The sequence below is a fragment of the Streptomyces sp. S465 genome, from assembly GCF_026898115.1.
In the GTDB taxonomy this organism is placed as follows: Bacteria; Actinomycetota; Actinomycetes; order Streptomycetales; family Streptomycetaceae; genus Streptomyces; species Streptomyces luomodiensis.
Genome location: NZ_CP114036.1, coordinates 4,279,124 through 4,293,699 on the forward strand (window position 1 = coordinate 4,279,124; position 14,576 = coordinate 4,293,699).

The 14,576-nt window shown below is 72.2% G+C and carries 12 protein-coding genes and 1 riboswitch; of the genes, 5 read left to right on the forward strand and 7 right to left on the reverse strand.

Translation table 11 applies throughout. The features are described from left to right. Nucleotides 1–183 precede the first annotated feature (183 nt). Together N6H00_RS18005 and thrC are read right to left on the reverse strand one after the other, a co-directional pair. Nucleotides 184–462 carry a MoaD/ThiS family protein gene (locus N6H00_RS18005; RefSeq protein ID WP_030828304.1) on the reverse strand — a complete coding sequence of 93 codons (279 nt, stop codon included), beginning with the start codon at nt 460–462 and terminating at the stop codon, nt 184–186. Then, complete coding sequence (gene thrC / locus N6H00_RS18010; protein ID WP_268972771.1) at nt 459–1,769, reverse strand: threonine synthase; 1,311 nt, start codon at nt 1,767–1,769, stop codon at nt 459–461. Before thrC ends, N6H00_RS18005 begins: the two co-directional genes overlap by 4 nt. An 18-nt stretch (nt 1,770–1,787) precedes the next feature. Beyond that, nucleotides 1,788–1,950, reverse strand: a riboswitch (SAM riboswitch). Nucleotides 1,951–2,136: 186 nt separating this feature from the next. Here thrC and N6H00_RS18015 point away from each other — a divergent pair. After that, nucleotides 2,137–3,084, forward strand: coding sequence for a glucosyl-3-phosphoglycerate synthase (locus N6H00_RS18015; protein ID WP_268972773.1), 948 nt, complete (start codon nt 2,137–2,139; stop codon nt 3,082–3,084). Between the two features lie 143 nt (nt 3,085–3,227). After that, entirely contained in the window at nt 3,228–4,682 is a 1,455-nt protein-coding gene (locus tag N6H00_RS18020; RefSeq protein WP_268972775.1) for an alpha,alpha-trehalose-phosphate synthase (UDP-forming), read from the forward strand. 87 nt (nt 4,683–4,769) lie between these two features. Here N6H00_RS18020 and otsB read toward each other — a convergent pair whose 3' ends face one another. The 3 genes from otsB to N6H00_RS18035 form a co-directional block, all read right to left on the reverse strand. Continuing rightward, nucleotides 4,770–5,621 carry a trehalose-phosphatase gene (otsB, locus tag N6H00_RS18025; protein ID WP_443073224.1) on the reverse strand — a complete coding sequence of 284 codons (852 nt, stop codon included), beginning with the start codon at nt 5,619–5,621 and terminating at the stop codon, nt 4,770–4,772. Nucleotides 5,622–5,945: 324 nt separating this feature from the next. After that, nucleotides 5,946–6,302: a DUF3263 domain-containing protein gene (locus tag N6H00_RS18030; RefSeq protein WP_268972778.1), complete on the reverse strand. Its 357-nt coding sequence runs from the start codon at nt 6,300–6,302 to the stop codon at nt 5,946–5,948. A gap of 25 nt (nt 6,303–6,327) precedes the next feature. Next, entirely contained in the window at nt 6,328–7,605 is a 1,278-nt protein-coding gene (locus N6H00_RS18035) for an extracellular solute-binding protein (protein ID WP_268972779.1), read from the reverse strand. Between the two features lie 355 nt (nt 7,606–7,960). Here N6H00_RS18035 and N6H00_RS18040 point away from each other — a divergent pair, with 355 nt between their 5' ends. The 3 genes from N6H00_RS18040 (at nt 7,961) to N6H00_RS18050 (ending at nt 11,286) form a co-directional block, all read left to right on the forward strand. Next, nucleotides 7,961–8,893, forward strand: a complete 933-nt coding sequence (locus N6H00_RS18040; RefSeq protein WP_268972780.1) for an ROK family protein — start codon at nt 7,961–7,963, stop codon at nt 8,891–8,893. Then, nucleotides 8,893–10,110: an N-acetylglucosamine-6-phosphate deacetylase gene (nagA, locus tag N6H00_RS18045; RefSeq protein WP_268972781.1), complete on the forward strand. Its 1,218-nt coding sequence runs from the start codon at nt 8,893–8,895 to the stop codon at nt 10,108–10,110. Before N6H00_RS18040 ends, nagA begins: the two co-directional genes overlap by 1 nt. Before the next feature lie 180 nt (nt 10,111–10,290). Further along, on the forward strand, nt 10,291–11,286 hold the full coding sequence (locus N6H00_RS18050; RefSeq protein ID WP_268972782.1) for a 1-phosphofructokinase family hexose kinase: 996 nt from the start codon (nt 10,291–10,293) through the stop codon (nt 11,284–11,286). A 39-nt stretch (nt 11,287–11,325) separates the two neighbouring features. Here the strand turns inward: N6H00_RS18050 and N6H00_RS18055 are convergent, their stop codons facing one another. Continuing rightward, nucleotides 11,326–13,272 carry an ABC1 kinase family protein gene (locus N6H00_RS18055; protein ID WP_268972783.1) on the reverse strand — a complete coding sequence of 649 codons (1,947 nt, stop codon included), beginning with the start codon at nt 13,270–13,272 and terminating at the stop codon, nt 11,326–11,328. A 130-nt stretch (nt 13,273–13,402) separates the two neighbouring features. Continuing rightward, nucleotides 13,403–14,386, reverse strand: coding sequence for a carbohydrate-binding protein (locus tag N6H00_RS18060; RefSeq protein WP_268972784.1), 984 nt, complete (start codon nt 14,384–14,386; stop codon nt 13,403–13,405). Nucleotides 14,387–14,576 lie beyond the last annotated feature (190 nt).

Here is a 14,576-nt window from a genome sequence, read left to right on the forward strand (position 1 = left end):
AAGGGACCAACCCGACAATTCATGCACACACTTTACGCACAAGTTGACGAGTTCTCATATGTGGCTCCGGCCCCGGGTGCACTGGGGAATCCGGGCAACTGTATCGCGTTTCCACACACGGAATCGCCCCGTCCGGTTGTCCCCGGACGGGGCGACGTCAAAGGTGAGGAGGGGGACGCGGGGTCAGCAGCCGCCTGCGACCGCCGGGATGATCGAGACGCCGGCGCCGTCCGGGGTCGCCGTGGCCAGGCCGTCGGCGAAGCGGACGTCATCGTCGTTGACGTAGACGTTGACGAAGCGGCGGAGCTTGCCGGTGTCGTCCAGAACGCGCGCCGCGATCCCCTGGTGGTTCTTCTCCAGGTCCGCCAGGACCTCGGCGAGGGTCGCGCCCTCGGCGGTGACCTCGGCCTGACCGCCGGTGTAGGTGCGCAGGATGGTCGGGATGCGAACGTTGACGCTCATACGAGGCCAGCCTCTCGGAACGAGTCAAGGGTGGGGCGGATGATGGCGGAGGGGCCCGTGGTGGGAGCCACCGCGTCGAGGGTCTTGAGGCCGTCGCCGGTGTTCAGCACGACGGTCGTCAGGGACGGGTCGAGCAGGCCGTCCTCGATCAGCTTCTTGGTCACGCCGACGGTCACGCCGCCCGCGGTCTCCGCGAAGATCCCCTCGGTGCGGGCCAGCAGCTTGATCGCGTCGACGATCTGCTCGTCGTTCACGTCCTCCACCGCGCCGCCCGTACGGCGGGCGATGTCCAGGACGTACGGGCCGTCCGCGGGGTTGCCGATGGCCAGCGACTTGGCGATGGTCCGCGGCTTCTGCGGCCGTACGACGTCATGGCCGGCCTTGAAGGCGGCGGAGACCGGGGAGCAGCCCTCGGCCTGGGCGCCGAAGATCTTGTAGGGCTTGTCCTCGACCAGCCCGAGCGCGATCAGCTCCTTCAGCCCCTTGTCGATCTTGGTGAGCTGGGAGCCGGAGGCGATCGGGATGACGATCTGGTCCGGCAGCCGCCAGCCGAGCTGCTCGCAGATCTCGTACGCCAGGGTCTTGGAGCCCTCGCCGTAGTAGGGCCGCAGATTGACGTTGACGAAGCCCCAGCCCTCGCCCGCGGGGTCGCCGATCAGCTCGCTGCAGAAGCGGTTGACGTCGTCGTAGGTGCCCTCGATGCCGACCAGGTCACCGCCGTAGACCGCGGCCATGACGACCTTGCCCGCCTCCAGGTCGTGCGGGATGAAGACGCAGGAGCGGAAACCCGCGCGGGCGGCCGCGGCGCCGACCGCGCCGGCCAGGTTCCCGGTGGAGGAGCAGGAGAGGGTGGTGAAGCCGAAGGTGCGGGCGGCCTGGACGGCGATGGCGACGACCCGGTCCTTGAAGGAGTGGGTGGGGTTGCCGGAGTCGTCCTTGATGTGCAGCTCACCGGTGACGCCGAGCTCACGGGCGAGGTGGTCGGCCTTGACCAGCTTGGTGAAACCGGGGTTCAGACTGGGCAGGTCCGCCACGTCCGCCGGGACGGGCAGCAGCGGGGCGTAGCGCCAGATGCTGTTCGGGCCGGCCTCGATCCGGCGGCGCAGCCCCTCCGGGTCGCCGGCCGGCAGCTCGTACGCGACCTCGAGCGGCCCGAAACAGACCTCACACGCGAAAATCGGGCCCAGATCGAACCGCTCACCGCACTCCCGGCAGGACAATGCGACGGCAGGGCCGAAAGCCTTGGAGGCGGCGGAGGTGGAGGTGGTGGAGGAAGTGGTTGAGCTTTCTACTGACTGCACAGCCATGGATGGCGAGGCCCTTTCTCCTCATCTTCCTCGGGACGCGTTTCGCCACGAGCCGGAATTGGCACCTTCCCTAGCTGGGAGCCTCACTGCGGAAGCTCGGAGCCTCGCTGCGGAGCGCGAGACCAGCTGGAGGGTTGCCGGGGCTTCAACGGGCCGTTCCCTCTGCCCCTCTGGATGAGCGGTATGGCACCGGGCGGGCCCGGAGCGTTTGTCAGCACGGCCGTGCCGGTCGGCCATCTTCGGTAAACACCGAGGTCGACCCCGACATACGACGGTCATGCGCGTTGTTCAAGACTGTAACCGAAGGCCCGGATGGTTGAGGTAGCCGTCCGAAGCGCGAGATGGATCACAGCAGGGAGAGACACAGGTGCTGGATGAGGTGGAGCGCTGGCTGAAGCACCGCTCCTGGTCTGCCGACGACCGTCCGCTGGATCGCCTGCTGGCCGCGAAGCGGGCCACGACGACGACGGTGAGCGTGGTCCTGCCCGCCCTGAACGAGGAGGCCACGGTCGGCGAGATCGCCGGGGCGATCCGCCGTGAGCTGATGGGCGAGGCGGTGCCGCTGGTGGACGAGCTGGTGGTGCTGGACTCCGGTTCGACGGACCGCACCGCCGAGGTCGCCGCGGCGGCGGGCGCGACCGTCGTCGCCCGCGACTCGCTGCTGCCCCGGCTGCCCGCGCTGCCCGGCAAGGGCGAGGTGCTGTGGCGGTCGCTGCTGGCCACCAGCGGCGACATCGTCTGCTTCATCGACGCCGACCTGCGGGAATTCGACCCGCGCTTCGTCTCGGGGATCGTCGGCCCGCTGCTCACCGACCCCGCGCTCCAGCTGGTGAAGGGCATGTACGACCGTCCGCTCGGCGAGGCGGCGGGCCAGGGCGGCCGGGTCACCGAACTGGTCGCGCGGCCCCTGCTGAACCTGCACTGGCCCCAGCTGGCCGGATTCGTCCAGCCGCTGGGCGGTGAGTACGCGGCCCGCCGCTCGCTGCTGGAGCGGCTGCCCTTCCCGGTGGGCTACGGGGTCGAGCTGGGACTGCTGGTCGACGCGCTGCACACGGTGGGCCTCGACGCGCTCGGCCAGGTGGACGTCGGGGTCCGCAAACACCGCCACCAGGACGGGCTGGCGCTCGGCCGGATGGCGGCCGCGATCTACCGCACCGCGCAGCTGCGGCTGGCCCGCGGCCACCTGGTGCGGCCGCGGCTGACCCAGTTCGACCGGGGCGAGAACGGCTTCGAGCCGCGTACCACCTCCGTGGACACCGAGGAGCGGCCGCCGATGATCGAGATCCCGGAGTACGCGGCGCGCCGCGCGGCGTGAGCCCGCGGCGTGAGCCCGCGCACGGCGCCTGCGCGCCTGCGCGCCGGGGTGACGCGTGGCGCGCGTGGCGGCCGGCGACACACCTACGGGGCAAGAAACCGTACGTACGTTTGCGCGGGGCCGCGCGTGGCTAGGCTCGCGACATGGCAGCCCCGCGTACCGCCCCGATCCTGGTCGCCTCCAACCGCGGTCCGGTCTCGTACACCCTGGGCGAGGACGGCTCGCTGACCGCCCGGCGCGGCGGCGGCGGGCTGGTCTCCGGCCTCAGCGCGATCGGTCCCGAGGCCGGCGCGGTGTGGGTGTGCGCGGCGCTCAGTGAGGCCGACCGCGAGGCGGCCCGGCGCGCCGGGACCAACCATCTGAACCCCGGTGACACCGGCGGTCAGCAGGTGCGGATGCTCGACATCGCGCCGGACGTCTTCGCCGCCGCCTACAACGGCATCGCCAACTCGGTGCTGTGGTTCGTCCACCACCTGCTCTACCAGACCCCGGTCGAGCCGGTCTTCGACGCCGAGTTCGCCGCCCAGTGGGCGGCCTATGAGAGCTACAACGCGGCCTTCGCGGACGCGCTCGCCCGGGAGGCGGTGGACGAGGCCGTCGTCCTGGTGCAGGACTACCACCTGGCGCTGGTGCCCGGGATGCTCCGCGAGCTCCGCCCCGACCTGCGGATCGGCCACTTCTCCCATACGCCCTGGGCGCCGCCGGACTACTACCGGCTGCTGCCGGACGAGGCGGCGGCGGGGGTGCTGCGCGGCATCCTCGGCGGCGACCGCGCCGGGTTCCTCACCGAGCGCTGGGCCGGCGCCTTCGCCGACTGCTGCGCGGCCGTGCTGGGCGCGGAGGTCGTGCGGGACGGCGACGGCGCGGCGACGGCCGTGCGCTTCGAGGGGCGCGAGACCCGGCTGGGCGTGCACGGACTGGGCGCGGACGCGGACTTCCTGCGGGAGCGGTCGCGGCAGGCGGATGTCGACGAGCGGCTGACCAGCCTGCGGGCACAGATCGGAGCGGGCCGGAAGTCGATCGTCCGGGTGGACCGCACCGAGCTGTCCAAGAACATCGTGCGCGGACTGCTGGCGTACCGGCGGCTGCTGGAGACCCGTCCCGAGTGGCGGGAGCGCGTGGTGCACGTGGCCTTCGCCTACCCCTCACGCCAGGACCTCGCCGTCTACCGCGACTACACCGAGCGGGTGCGACGGCTCGCGGACGAGATCAACGCCGAGTACGGCACGGAGGGCTGGACCCCGGTCGCACTGCACGTGAAGGACGACTTCGCCCGCTCCCTCGCGGCCTACCGGCTGGCGGACGTGGCGCTGGTCAACCCCATCCGGGACGGAATGAACCTGGTGGCCAAGGAAGTGCCGGTGGTCTCCGAGCGGGGATGTGCGCTGGTGCTGTCGCGGGAGGCGGGGGCCTACGCCGAGCTGGGCGAGGACGCGCTGGTGGTGAACCCGTACGACGTGGAGGCCACGGCTCAGGCGCTGCACGAGGGCTTGCGCATGGGCGACGGCGAGCGCGCGGAGCGTACGAAGCGGCTCGCCGCCGCCGCGACCGCGCTGCCGCCGCAGGCGTGGTTCCTGGCGCAGTTGCGGGCGCTGTAGAGGTGACCGCCCGCGATGCGCCGCTCGGGGAGTGTTGACGGGTAACCGGCGTAACCGGCCCCGGACCGGGAGCTGTCCGAGCGGGCCCTAGGCGGCGTCGCCGCCGACCGCGTCGGCCAGGGCCGAGAGCAGCCCCACCACGCCCGCCGGGCCGTCGACCACCAGGTCCGCCCGTTCGGCCAGCTCGGTCACCTCCGCGCTGCCACTGCACACCAGCAGCCCCGGCACGCCCTCCTCGCGCAGCCGCTCCACCGCCGCGAACGCGGCCAGGTCACCGAGGTCGTCGCCCGCGTAGAGCACGGCCGCCGCGCCCGTCCGCCGCACGTACTCGGTGAGCGCCACGCCCTTGTCCATGCCCGGCGGCCGCAGCTCCAGCACCAGCCGGCCGGGCTCGACGATCAGCCCATGGCGCTCGGCCAGTGCGTGGAGGGGTGCGCGCAGCCGCTCGAACGTGGCCTGGGGGTCCTCGGCGCGGCGGGTGTGGACGGCGACGGCGCGGCCCTTGTCCTCGATCCACGTGCCCTGCGAGGCACCGTGCGCGGTGAGGGTGGCCGGGAGTTCGGTCTTGACGTCGGCGACGCCGGGGTGCGGTTCGGGCGCCTGGACGGCGCCGCTCGCCGCGTCCCAGCGCTCGGCCCCGTAGAGGCCGAGGACCACGAGCCCATCCAGCCCCTCGGCCCCGGCGAAGCCGCCGTACCGGACGGCGACCTCGGCCGGACGGCCCGTGATCACCGCGACGGAGCGCATCCGCGGGGCCAGCCGGGAGAGCGCGGGGACGGCGCCGGAGTGGGCGCGGGCCCGGTCGGGGTCGGGGACGATCTCGGCGAGGGTGCCGTCGAAGTCGAGTCCGACGACGGCGTGGCCGGGCCGTTCGAGAAGAGCGGCAAGGCCCTCACGGCCGACGGAGGTGGTGGGTACGGGGAGGGGATGACTGCCCATAGCGCTGCCCATGGCGGTGACCCTACCGGCCCCGACGCCACGACGGGCTTCCGGTGGCCACCCCATGGACGTCCCCCCGGTGAATGGCGCGATGGCGTCCCGCCGGTGAACACACCACGGGCGCCGGGCCGGTGAACCGCACCTGGACGTCGGGCCGGTGAACCGCATCGTGGGCGCCTCGCCGAGGAGCAGCGCGACGGCTCCCGCCAGTGACCACACCACGGGCGCCGCACCGGAGAACGGCTCAACGGGCGTCGGGCCGGTTGCCCCGCCCACGGCGTCGCGTCGGTTGCCCCCGTAGACGTCGCGCCGGTGGGGGAGGCTTCAGCGCCGTTCGCGGCGCTCGTCCCTGATCCGGCGCAGCCGGTTGATGGTCACCGGGTCGTGTGCCAGGGCTCTGGGGTCGTCCAGCAGCGCGTTCAGCAGCTGGTAGTAGCGGGTCGGGGAGATGCCGAGCCGCTCCCGTATCGCGCGCTCCTTGGCGCCGGGGCCCGGCCAGCCACGCCGCTCCACCGCGAGCACGGACCGGTCACGGTCGGACAGCCCGGCTCCCGAGCCCCGCTCCTGAGCCTGGTCCTGCCCCTGCCCCTGGTCCTGCCCCTGCCCCTGGTCCTGCTCGGCGGGGTCTTCCGAAGGGTCCGGGCCGGGCGGGCCGGGCGTGGTGGGCCTGTCCACTGTCATGCCCCCGCATTCTCCACGGTGTCCGTCATGCCCCCGCGTTCTCCAGGGCGTCGGCCTCGCGCTGGATCTGGCCCAGCACGCTCGCCGGGTCGCCGCCCTTGGCCACGGTCGAGCCGATCTTCTCCTTGATCAGCTTGCTGACCTCCGCCCAGGAGGTCTTGTCGGCCGGGTAGAACTCGGCGCTCTCCAACTCGTCGAGGAACTGCCACAGCCGCTTGTGCTCACGGTCGTCGCGCATCGTCTGCTCGACGGAGGTGGTCACCGGCAGCAGGTCGTACTCGTCGGCGAAGGCGAGCACGTTCTTGTCGCTGTAGACGAAGTCGAGGAAGGTCCCGATCTCCTCGCGGTGGCCGTTCTGTTTGAAGGCCATCGCCCAGTCGGCGACGCCCATCGTCGACTCGGCCTTGCCCTTGCGGCCGGGCAGGGGGGCGGTGCCGTAGCTGATGCCGTGGCCGGCTGCCTGCTGCATCAGGGTCGGGTGGCCGTTGAGCATGCCGACCTCGCCGCGGGTGAAGGCGTCGAAGGTGTCCTGCCGGTTGGTGCGGGCCGGGGAGCCGGGGCCGGTGAGGCCGGCGCCGACCAGTTCGTCCCGCAGCCATTCGAAGGTCTTGATGTTCTGGGTGGAGTCGATGGTGTAGCTGCCGTTGGTGTCGGTGTAGCCGCCACCGCCGCTGAGCATCCACATCATGGTCTCGGCCTGGCACTCCTCGGGGCCGAGCGGCAGCCCGTACGGGATCTTCACCCCGCTGGACCTGAGCAGCTCCGCGGTCTCCTTGAGCTCGTCCCAGCTGGTGGGGGCGGAGGATATGCCGGCCTGGTCGAAGAGCTTCTTGTTGTAGAAGAGCAGCCGGGCGCTGGCCACGAACGGCACCCCGTACTGCACCCGTCTCACCTCACCCGCATGGGCGATGGAGGCGATGAAACCGGCCTGGGTGGGGATGGAGAGCATCTCGTCGGCGCGGTAGAGCATGCCCTGCGCGGCGTAGTCGGCGTACGCGCCGATCTGCGCGATGTCCGGGGCCTGCCCCTTCTTGACCATGTCGGCGACGCGCCGGTCGACATCGGTCCAGCTGTAGACCTTCACGTCGACCTTGATGCCGCGGTGCTTCGCCTCGAACGCCCGGACCAGCCTGTCCCAGTACTTCTGGGAGCTGTTGGCCGTGCTGTCGCCGTAGTCGGCCGCGACCATCTTCAAGGTGACGTCGCCGTCCGAACCGGAGCCGCCGCAGGCCGTGAGCCCCGGGGTGGCCGCCACCGCGGCGACACCCGCCGTCGTCAGACCCAAGAACCGTCGCCGCTGCACCGCTGTTTCCCACCCTCTGGCTTGATTCATCCTCCAGGGGCCTCCCCCGAGGTCGAGCGAGTCTGCCTCACAAACCTCCACAGGGTCTACACCATGGGCATCCCGCTTCTCTGTCGACGTGGCGCCTTCCCAGGTCAGCGGGGTTCTACACACCCAAGTGCGATGCGTCACGCAGGCACAAGCGGAATGGTTGGTTCATACCAATCCCCTGGTGCGCAAGGGTGCGATCTCCGCACGAGAAGCGGTGCGAGGCGGCCGGAAGTCACGGCGTTGAAGCGCCGAGAAGCGCTGAGAAGCGGCGAGAAGCGGCGAGTGGACTAGACCTCTCATGGTGGATCGCGGGAGACTGTTCCCTGTGAAACACGTCATCGCCCTGGATGTGGGCGGCACCGGCATGAAGGCCGCCCTGATCGGGGCGGACACCACACTCCTCCACGAGGCCCGGAGGCCCACCGGGCGGGAGCGCGGACCCGACGCGGTCGTGGCCGCGATCCTCGACTTCGCCGCCGAGCTGCGCGAGATCGGCGAGCGGCGGTTCGGCGGGCCCCCGGTGGCGGCCGGGGTCGGCGTGCCCGGGGTCCTGGACGAGGACCGCGGAGTGGCCGTCTTCGCCGCCAACCTCGGCTGGAGCAACGTCCCGCTGCGGGCGCTGCTGACCGAGCGGCTGGACGGCATCCCGGTCGCGCTCGCGCACGACGTCCGGATGGGCGGGCTGGCCGAGGGGCGGATAGGAGCGGGTGAGGGCGCCCCGCGCTTCCTGTTCGTGGCCGTCGGCACCGGGATCGCGGGCGCCATCGGCGTCGAGGGGCGCGTCGACCCCGGAGCGCACGGTTCCTCCGGCGAGATCGGCCATATCGTCGTCCGGCCGGGCGGCCCCGCCTGCGGCTGCGGCCAGTCCGGCTGTCTGGAGACGCTCGCCTCGGCGTCGGCGGTGGGCCGTGCCTGGGCCGACGCGAGCGGCGATCCGGCGGCGACCGCCGCCGACTGCGCCAAGGCCGTCCGGGCCGGGGACCCGAAGGCCGTGGCGGTGTGGCGGGAGATGGTGGACGCGCTCGCCGACGGTCTGGTGACCGCCCTCACCCTGCTGGACCCCGGTGTGCTGATCGTCGGCGGCGGGCTGGCCGAGGCCGGCGAGACGCTGTTCGCACCGCTGCGTACCGCGGTCGAGGAGCGGCTCACCTTCCAGCAGCTTCCCCGTATCGTCCCGGCGGCCCTCGGGGACACCGCCGGTTGCCTGGGCGCGGGTCTGCTCGCCTGGGATCGTCTCTCTACGGAGGTAACCACCTGATGGTCCAGCGAACGGTTCTCACGGGCGCCCGGGTGGTCCGGCCGGAAGGCGTGGTCGACGACGGGCGGGTCACGATCGAGGGCACGCGCATCGCCGCGACCGGCACGCGCATCGCCGCGACGGACGCGCACACCGCCGCGACGGGACCGGCGGCGGACCCGGCGTCCGCCCCCGGCGGGGAGGTGCTCGACCTGCCGGGCTGCTGGATCGTCCCCGGCTTCGTGGACCTGCATGTGCACGGCGGCGGCGGGGCCTCGTTCTCGGCGGGCACCCCCGAGGAGGCCCTGACCGCCATCCGTACGCACCGGCGGCACGGCACCACCACCATGCTCGCCTCCACCGTCACCGGCGATCTGGACGACCTCGCCCAGCAGGCCGCCGCCCTCTCGGAACTGGTGGAGCAGGGCGAGTTGGCGGGCATCCACTTCGAGGGGCCGTTCATCTCCCCCCACCGCTGCGGTGCCCACCAGCCGTCGCTGCTGCGCGCACCCGATCCGGCGGATGTGCGCAAGCTCGTGGACGCGGCGCGCGGCACCGCGCGGATGATGACCCTCGCGCCCGAACTGCCGGGCGGGCTGGAGTCCGTACGGCTGCTGGCCGACAGCGGAGTCCGCGCGGCCGTCGGCCACACCGACTCGACGTACGAGGCGACGCTGGAGGCCGTCGAGGCGGGCGCGACCGTGGCGACCCACCTGTTCAACGCGATGCCGTCACTGCTGCACCGCGCCCCCGGACCGATCGCGGCGCTGCTGGAGGACGAGCGGGTCACCGTCGAGCTGATCAACGACGGCACGCATCTGCACCCCGCCGCGCTCCAGCTGGCGTTCCACCGGGCCGGCGCGGACCGGGTCGCCTTCATCACCGACGCGATGGGCGCGGCGGGCATGAGCGACGGGCGCTATCCGCTCGGCCCGATGGAGGTCGAGGTCAAGGACGGTGTCGCACGGATCAGCGACGGGCCGACGGCCGGCTCCATCGCGGGCTCCACCCTCACCCTGGACCGGGCCTTCCGGCGGGCCGTCACGGTCGACGGGCTCAGCGTCGAGGAGGCCGTAAGGGCGCTGTCCGCCACCCCCGCCCGGGTGCTGGGCATCGCCGACCGGGTGGGCTCGCTGGAGCCGGGCAAGGACGCCGATCTCGTCGTGCTCGACGACGGCTTCCGGCTGCGGGGCGTGATGCGCCGGGGCGACTGGGTGGTCCGTCCCGAACTGGGCTGAAGTGCCCTGATTCCAGGCGGCGGTGAGGTGTCCGGACGGTGTCCGGAACGACACGGAGGTCTGGGCCGACGCCACTCGTTTTGGCATGATCGCTCGGGCACGGGCACCGCTCGGCGCACAGTCGCACGCTTCAGCACAGGAATCTCCGTCCGGCGGGGGGACGGGAGAGGGGATGCCAGGGTGATCCTTACGGTCACGCTCAACACCGCCCTCGACATCACCTACCGGGTGCCAGAACTGCGCCCACACGCCACCCATCGCGTCACCGAGGCCCTCGAACGGCCCGGCGGCAAGGGCCTCAACGTGGCCCGGGTGCTGGCCGCGCTCGGCCATGACACCGTCGTCACCGGCTTCGCCGGCGGGGTCACCGGAACGGTGCTGCGGCAACTGCTCGCCCAGCTCCCCACGGCTGGTGACGGCCTCGGGGGCGGGTCGCGTCCGGGGGCGGTCCCCGGCGGCGCACGGCCGGGGAGGATCACCGACGCGCTGGTCCCGATCGCCGGCACCACCCGGCGCACCATCGGTGTCGTGGACGCCACCACGGGCGACACCACCCAGTTCAACGAGCCCGGCCCGGTCGTCACCACCCCCGAGTGGTCCGCCTTCATGGAGCGTTACGGCCGGCTGCTGCGCGAGGCGTCGGCGGTCGCCCTGTGCGGCAGTCTGCCGCCCGGGGTCCCCGTCGGGACGTACGCCCTGCTGATCCGGGAGGCGCATGCGGCGGGCGTACCCACCCTGCTGGACACCAGCGGCGAACCGCTGCGCCGGGGCATCGCCGCCCGCCCGCATGTCGTCAAGCCCAACGCCGAGGAGCTCGCCGGACTCACCGGCGCCACCGACCCGCTGCGCGCCGCGCGTGACGCCCGGCGGCGCGGGGCGCACGCGGTGGCCGCCTCACTGGGCTCCGAGGGCATGCTCGCGGCCACCGCCCACGGCACCTGGCGCGCCGCCCCGCCCCGCCGGCTGACGGGCAATCCGACGGGGGCCGGGGACGCGGCGGTCGCGGGGCTGCTGTCCGGGCTGGTGGAGGAGTTGCCGTGGCCGGACCGGCTGGCCCGCGCGGTGGCCCTGTCGGCGGCGGCCGTACGGGCCCCGGTGGCGGGCGAGTTCGACCGACCGGTCTACGACGAGGTGCTGAGCCAGGTCGAGGTGACGGAGCACCCCACGGCGGCGTGAGGCAGCGCACTCAGCGCCCTTCGAGCACACCCAGCGCACCTATCTCTCTTCCCGGGAGATGACGAACAGCACGCGCAGCACCAGCAGCGCCGTGATCACCAGCAGGTGGTAACCCAGCAGTTGGAAGAGCCCCGTGCCGGGGACGACCTCCGGGCCGCGCTGGATGGTCAGCAGGATCGCCGACATCAGGCCGCTGGTCGCCGCGATGAAGGTGAGCAGCACCTGATGGACCAGGGTGCGGACGTAACGCCGGTCGCGGGCGTCGGCGAACAGCCGCACCCCGACCCCCAGTCGGCCCTGCTCCAACGCGCTGGTGACGCGGTCCAGACGGCGCGGCAGCCGGCGCAGCAGCTCCCATGCGGCCAGCAGCTCCCCCGGCAGAACCTGTTCCGGGGTTACGGGCCCGCCCTGGCCGGGAGATGTGCCGCGGCGTGCCGTCCCCAGGGTGGCGCCGCGTGCCTCGTCCACCATGTTGAACCCCGGGGAGATCTTGGTGAGCGTCCCTTCCAGCGTGGCCAGCGCCCGGAAGACCGCGGCCGCCTCCGGCGGCACCGTCAGCCCGTACCTGGCGACGAGCTGGAGGAGGTCGGCGAACACCTGCACCGAGGGGGTGGAGCCGGGCACGAAGTGGCGGGACAGGAAGCGGCCCAGCGCCCGTTCGAGTCCACGTTCGTCGATCTCGTCGGGGCGGGGCACGATCTGGAGCAGGGCGTCGTACAGGGCGGCCGGATCACCGGTGTTGACGGCCAGCAGGAACAGCTTGAGCCCGGACCGCAGCTGGGCGTCGACCCGGCCGACGGAGCCGAAGTCGATGAGTCCGATCCGCCCGTCGTCCAGCAGCAGGATGTTTCCCGGGTGCGGGTCGGCGTGGAACACGCCGTCGACCAGGATCTGATCGAACATGCTGGTGAGCAGGGCCCGCGCCCAGTCCAGCCGCTCCGCGTCGGTCGCGGTGGCAAGCCGTTTGGCCGCACCGATGGACTCCCCCGGCAGCCACTCCAGGACCAGCACGCGCTCACCGGACAGCTCTTCGCGGACCGACGGCAGCCGTATGGGCCCGTCCTGCGGCCGCCGCGCCCACGCGGCCGCCACCGTGGCGATGTTCGCCGCCTCGACCCGGAAGTCCAGCTCCTCGTGGACGGAGGCGGCGAACCCCTCCGCCAGCCCCACCATGCCGAGGGTGCGCGCCCAGCGGGTGCGCCGCTCCAGCATGGCGGCCAGCCGGCAGATGATGTCCAGGTCGCGCTCGACGACCGTACGGACGCCCGGACGCAACACCTTGATGACGGCCTTCTCGCCACCTCGCAACCACACCGCGTGCACCTGGGCGACGGAGGCGGAGGCCAGCGGGACCGGGTCGACGTCCTTGAAGATCTCCTCCCAGGGCACCCCGTACGCCTCGGCCAAGGACTTCTCCACCGCGGGCCAGGGCTCGGGAGGGACCTGGGACTGGAGTCTGCTGAGCTCGCTGATGAACTCCGGCGGCAGCATGTCATGCCGGGTCGACAGCATCTGGCCGAGTTTGACGAAGGTGGGGCCGCCCTCCTCCAGGGCCAGCCGCAGCGGCCGGGCCAGCCGGACGGACCCGGTGGAGCGACCGCGCAGATACGGGCGCAGCCCGTGCCGTACCGCGATCGAGACGATGTGGGAGTAGCGGCGGCCCCGGGCGATCCGCGACCGCAGTGCCCTCGGCCAGCTGGCCGGCGAACCCATCGATCCGCTGGGGAACACCACCTCCCAGGCGGCCAGGAATCCCATCGTGACCAGGAGCGTGGAGCCGAACTGCACCCCGGTGAGGGCGCCCTGCTGCTCGGGGCGCTGCATCACCAGGTTGAAGACCCCGAGCCCCGCCAGGCTGACCAGCCCGGCGAAGAGCGCCCGGATGAAGCCGATGTGCAGCCCGAGCAGCCGCCGCGCGCTCACCACGAAGGCGGTCATGAACCCGCTCATCACCAGCAGGACCAGGGAGAACTGAGCCACCTTCACCCGCTGCCCCCATGCCCCCGCCGTCGGACGACCCGTCCGCCCACTCTGCGCCGTCCGCCCATTCTGCGCGGGGCGGGGGACAGAGGGAGCGGGGAGGATCATTCGTGGCCGGAACCTGCCACGGGGGTGGTCAGCCCTTGTCCAGCCACATCTGGTCGATGTTGGCGTCGCACTTGTCGCCGTTCTCACACGACACGGTGATCGTGTTGGTGCCCTTGTTGAGCTGGACGATGGACCAGGTCTCCGTCCAGCCCTTCTCGTAGTCGCCCTTCGGCGCGCCCGCGAAGTTCTTCATGTTGAGCGGCCGCGACTCCTTCTTGCCGTTGATCGTCAGCGACATGCTCTGGTCCTCGCCGGGCACGCCGTAGGTGACGTACAGCCGGTACGACTTCGCCTTGGCCACGTCCACGGTCCAGGTCGCCGACGCGCCCGGGGTGTTGAGCCCGCCGACGTAGGTGCCGCCCTCGGCCTTGGCGCCCTGGATGTCGCTCGCGGCGGCCGCGCCGCCGGCCAGCCGCATCTTCGCGGCGTCCTCGGTGGGCAGGTCCGCATCCGGGTCCTTGGAGGCCCCGGCGGACCCACTGGGCTGGGCGCTGGCGCTCGCCGTGGGCTGGTTGGTCGGGTCGGCCTGGTCGTCCTTCTTGTCGTCACCGTTGGTGATCATGGCGACGCCGATGCCCACGATGACCACCGCGACCACGGCGATCGCGCCGATGAGCAGCCCCTTGTTGTTGGGGCCGCGGCCGCCGCCCCCGTGGCCGCCGCGCGGGGCGGCCGCACCGGGCTGCCGGGGAGCGCCGCCGGGCAGGGTCTCGGGGGCGGCGTAGTAGGCGTTCTGCCGGCCGGGGCCGCCCTGCTGGCCGTACCCCTGCGGCTGCTGGTTCGGGATCTGCTGGCCGTAGGTGCGCTCACCCACCGCGCGCACATGGTTGTAGGAGGTGCGGGGGACCCCCGGCTGGGCCGGACCGGGGTAGCCGTAACCACCGGTGCGGGGGGCGGCACCCGGCTGACCCGACTGACCGCCCTGCTGTCCCTGGTCGCCCTCCGAGCGATACAGGTAGGCGAACGGGTCGTCGTTCTCCGGCGTGTCCGAGCCGTTGTTGCCGGCCGTCATCCCTGGTCACTCCCCTATGCATATGGCCATCGGCGCAACTGTGAGAACGCGCCACGACAGCTCATATCAGGGGCGAGAGGGCCTCAACAGAGCGTGTGCCGTCCGGATGGCCAATATTCATGATCGGTTCACTGTCGGCGGCAAGGCCGCATCGGCGCAGCCTACCGCGCACGGACACCCCAACGCCTCT

Excerpts from the sequence above, each read along its gene's own strand:
- nagA (WP_268972781.1), top strand. The coding sequence starts at position 8,893 with ATGGTCCAGCGAACGGTTCTCACGGGCGCCCGGGTGGTCCGGCCGGAA.
- thrC (WP_268972771.1), bottom strand. The coding sequence starts at position 1,769 with ATGGCTGTGCAGTCAGTAGAAAGCTCAACCACTTCCTCCACCACCTCC.
- otsB (WP_443073224.1), bottom strand. The coding sequence starts at position 5,621 with ATGGGCAGTCATCCCCTCCCCGTACCCACCACCTCCGTCGGCCGTGAG.
- N6H00_RS18030 (WP_268972778.1), bottom strand. The coding sequence starts at position 6,302 with ATGACAGTGGACAGGCCCACCACGCCCGGCCCGCCCGGCCCGGACCCT.
- N6H00_RS18060 (WP_268972784.1), bottom strand. The coding sequence starts at position 14,386 with ATGACGGCCGGCAACAACGGCTCGGACACGCCGGAGAACGACGACCCG.
- N6H00_RS18005 (WP_030828304.1), bottom strand. The coding sequence starts at position 462 with ATGAGCGTCAACGTTCGCATCCCGACCATCCTGCGCACCTACACCGGC.
- N6H00_RS18020 (WP_268972775.1), top strand. The coding sequence starts at position 3,228 with ATGGCAGCCCCGCGTACCGCCCCGATCCTGGTCGCCTCCAACCGCGGT.